Consider the following 4,033-nt stretch of genomic DNA (forward strand, 5'->3'; position numbering starts at 1 on the left):
GTACTACTCAGAGTATATTAAGAATAAGCAAGTCTAACTTGCTTTTTTTTATGCTCGTGTATAATAAAACAGATAAAATTAAACATTTTTTTATGCAAAATTTATGAAACATCACAAACCTTTCTGCTCTCTGAGTTCTTGTAAGTAACGTAACGCCACCAGTGGCAATATGGATCTTGACAACTTGATTCTGGGACAGTGCTTGAACATGGGATAGTGCTTGACTTTGGGTAGCTTAATTTTTTATTTAACACAACATGACCAGAGAAACGAACATAGTAGCAACGGTTGGCGGAGTATGAGCAACAACTTGAGCCGTAAGTGCGGATAGAATAAACAATATTTTCTGAAAAGTCGGAGAATACTCAGCAACACAGGCGTATGCGGTGAATGAAATTATAAACTCAGCATGAATATTATACGCATGTATTCAAGCAGGAACAGGACAAGATCCAGCCTCTTCCCCTTTATTTTGGGTAGCCTTTGCACAACTCACAGAAGCAGAGAAACTAAGATTCACTGAAATGGATCAGGCAATAACGGCAACAGGCGAGCCAAGCGGATTTGACAGGGAAAACCCACTCACAAATGGAATTATAGAACTTTCTCCAGATGGAACGAAAATCATAGCAATAGATCAAGACGGGAACACCACGACAAGAACAGACGGGTTATTTTATGACGGATCGAGTGCTAACGCTCGGGAGTTCGCAATTTCCCCCGTTAGTGTTGGAGATGGTGGAGATGGGACGTATATCGTATGGGTAGAGGGGACAAAGAAAGTAATCTCTACAACTCAAAAAGTAACTTTTCCAAATCAGTCTGGATTACAATTTGTATATCATGAAACAGCTGGAACTATTACTTCAAGCAATGTGTTTTCTTTTGATTATTTCACAAAAACGCCAATTACTGCCGTTGTATATGGTAACTCAGTTGACCAAGCTTTAGTAACTTTTGGAGACGAAAGACACGGCGTTCAAATGTCAGGAGCAACTCATAAATATTTGCACATGACAGAGGGCACAAGGTATGTATCAGGTATGGAATTGCAGGGCGTAGTCGATGGTGGTACTACATACACTCAAATTACAAGCGGTGTAGCATACGATGAAGATTTGCCGATAACATCTAGCCAACAGGCAGACGCGCCTTTTTTATGGAGAGATGGGGCATTTTGGGCTGTTTTGACAGATAGCACAGACATTGCACACTTAGACGGCGGAGCAACTCAATTCAATTGTGATACTGCGTATGTAAATTATGGAACTGCTGGCACAGATTACACACCGACAGGACTTTATGAGCTCAGAGATGTAACGGGCAATGATCGGATGATAATGTTTTTCATTCTCACAAATGATGCAGAGTTCCCATATGTAAAAGTTTTAGGTCAAAAAGTATATTCAAACAGTGCTAACGCTAGGGCTGATGTTGGAACGGCTATAAATGAATTAGCTCTTGACGGCTTGCCAAGTCCTGAATTTCTTCCAATATACGCCGTTATTGTAGACAGATTGGGTCAGGTTGACGATGTTTCAGCTGATGAAGTAATCGTTGACTTGAGACAAGCGAAAGAAGGCGGAACAGGTACTATTTCAGGGGTTGCGACTGTTCATAATGATACGACAGGGCGAAGTGATGCAGATTCTCATCCAATAAGTGCAATTACAAACCTTCAAACAACACTTGATACCAAACTAGAAAATCTATCTGCTCAGAGCATTAAAACGCTCTCAGATGTATTTACTACAATGTCCCCCATTGACGGGCAAGTGTTGACATATGATACAACGAACGGGTGGCAAAGTGAAACTCCAGCAAGTGGAGTTACAGATCATACACTGCTTTCAAATATCGGAACTAATACGCATGTTCAAATTGATACGCATATAGCAGATGACACAAAGCACAGAGTAATAAACGACGCAGGAACTACAGCGACAGAACTTTTTTCTGCTTCTAAAATCATTGCTGATTTAGCTCTGAAACAAAACACATTGACTTTTGACACTGTTCCAACTGATACAAGTACTAATCCAGTAGAAAGCAACGGCGTATTTGATTCACTAGCACTGAAGGCGGATGATACAAACGTGGTACACAAAACAGGAGTTGAAACGGCAGCAGGGGAAAAAACATTCTCTGATAAGTTGACTGCAAATGATGGATTTGATGCGATAAGTACAAGCTCAGTTCCTGCAAATGTCCGGTCTTTAGGTACTAAAGTTTATCTGCGTCTAACTAATAGTGCTAGTTCGACTGGCTTCGTTGGATATGAAAGCACTGACTTGAGCTTGTGGACTGATAACACAAAGCGAGTGACGGTTGATAGTACTGGTAATGTAGGAATCGGAACTGATACTCCTCACACAAAACTAGATGTTTACAGCACAATAGTATCCCCAACAATCGGGGAAGCCGCAGGTGTGGGGTCTATTCGTGACACAAGCTCAGCCGCTGATTTGACAGGCGATAGTGGTCTTGAGTTTAAAATAGCTGGAAACTCAAATGGATATGGTGCAAAAATACAGGCATTAAATTCAGGCGGTGCTCAATTAGTATTTGCAAATCGGCACGGCAGTTCTGCATGGGTGGAGCGTATGCGAATTGATAATGATGGTGATGTAGGAATAGGAACAAGCCCAGATGAAAAATTACACATCAAAGACGGTGACATATTAATTGAAGATACACTTCCAAAGCTTGGAATAAAAAACTCAACAGAAGGATCAAGATTTAATCTCGTTGCTGGTGCAAGTGGTGAGCTAACAATTAGAGATGAGAACGATGTAAGGGTGACGGTTGATAGTGCTGGTGATGTAGGAATAGGAATTGCGCCAGACGACAAGCTGCATGTTGACGGCAATATCAAAATTAAAGCAGCTCAAAAACTATATAGTGATGGTTATGTAACAATTGAATCTGGCACTGGCACAGGAATGCAGTTTAACACTGACGGCTCAAATAATCGGGTTCAGATTTTAAGCAATGGTAATGTAGGGATAGGAACAACAAGCCCACTTGGAAAACTACATATTCACGGTGGCGATGCAACAAAACCAGCTTTATATTTATCTGGTGGAACTGCTGACGTGGCATTTCCAGACGGCGAAGCATTTCAGATGGGTCACTGGAATGGCGTGGACACATTCACAAACCGCTTTCACATTACATCTGGTGGCAATGTTGGAATAGGTAAAATGCCGTTTGCAAAATTAGATATTTTATCATCAAATGCCACACACGGCGACATTATGCTTGATCCAGGCGGTAGTGCTTTAGGCGATAAAATGGGGATGCACGTTGATCAATCTGGAAACAATACTACAAAACTACATTTAGGAAGACGCTCGACAGGCGACAGCGTTTTTCAGAAATATATGACAATGGATTTCGATGGTAAAGTTGGTATAGGAAGCCCAACGCCATCAGCAGCACTTGACATTAAAATGGCTGATGCTGAAATTAATATTAATGATACAAATGGAACTCCTTACTTAAGATTCAGAAGTAACGGAACGACTACAGGTGCAGTACACTCAAACTCTAGCGGTGACTTAATGTTAGCTGTTAGCGGAGCTTCAACTAGACAAACAATTAGTAGTGCTGGAGCAATCCGTTTTCACTCTTACGGAGCAGGAACATTAGTCACAGATGCAGGCGGTAATATTACAGCAAGTTCAGATGAGAATTTAAAAGACATTAAAAGAGATTTTACGACATGATTAAGTGCGATACTTGCAATTACTCCGAAAACTTATAAATGGAACGCTGAAAGTGGACTAGATACTGAAAATGAATATACTTGATTAATAGCACAGAACGTGCAAACTGTAATTCCTGAAGCAGTAAATCAAAAAGAGTGAGGAACTATGACAATGTCAGACCGCCCAATAATTGCTTCTTTGATAAATGCAATAAAAGAATTAAATACAGAAATCGAAGCATTGAAAGCTTAACATATGGGGCGTTCATGCGGTTCGTCCCATCTAAAAATAAACCGCAACCTTTTATTTGGTAAAAAACCGCA

The 4,033-nt window shown here is 40.6% G+C and carries 1 protein-coding gene; it reads left to right on the top strand.

Annotation, left to right across the window (positions count from 1 at the left end; translation table 11 throughout):
* Positions 1-524 precede the first annotated feature (524 nt).
* Positions 525-3,728: a hypothetical protein gene (locus QUF61_RS17975; protein WP_289682930.1), complete on the top strand. Its 3,204-nt coding sequence runs from the start codon at positions 525-527 to the stop codon at positions 3,726-3,728.
* Positions 3,729-4,033: the final 305 nt, after the last annotated feature.

Source organism: Candidatus Venteria ishoeyi, assembly GCF_030378065.1.
Lineage (GTDB): Bacteria > Pseudomonadota > Gammaproteobacteria > Beggiatoales > Beggiatoaceae > Venteria > Venteria ishoeyi.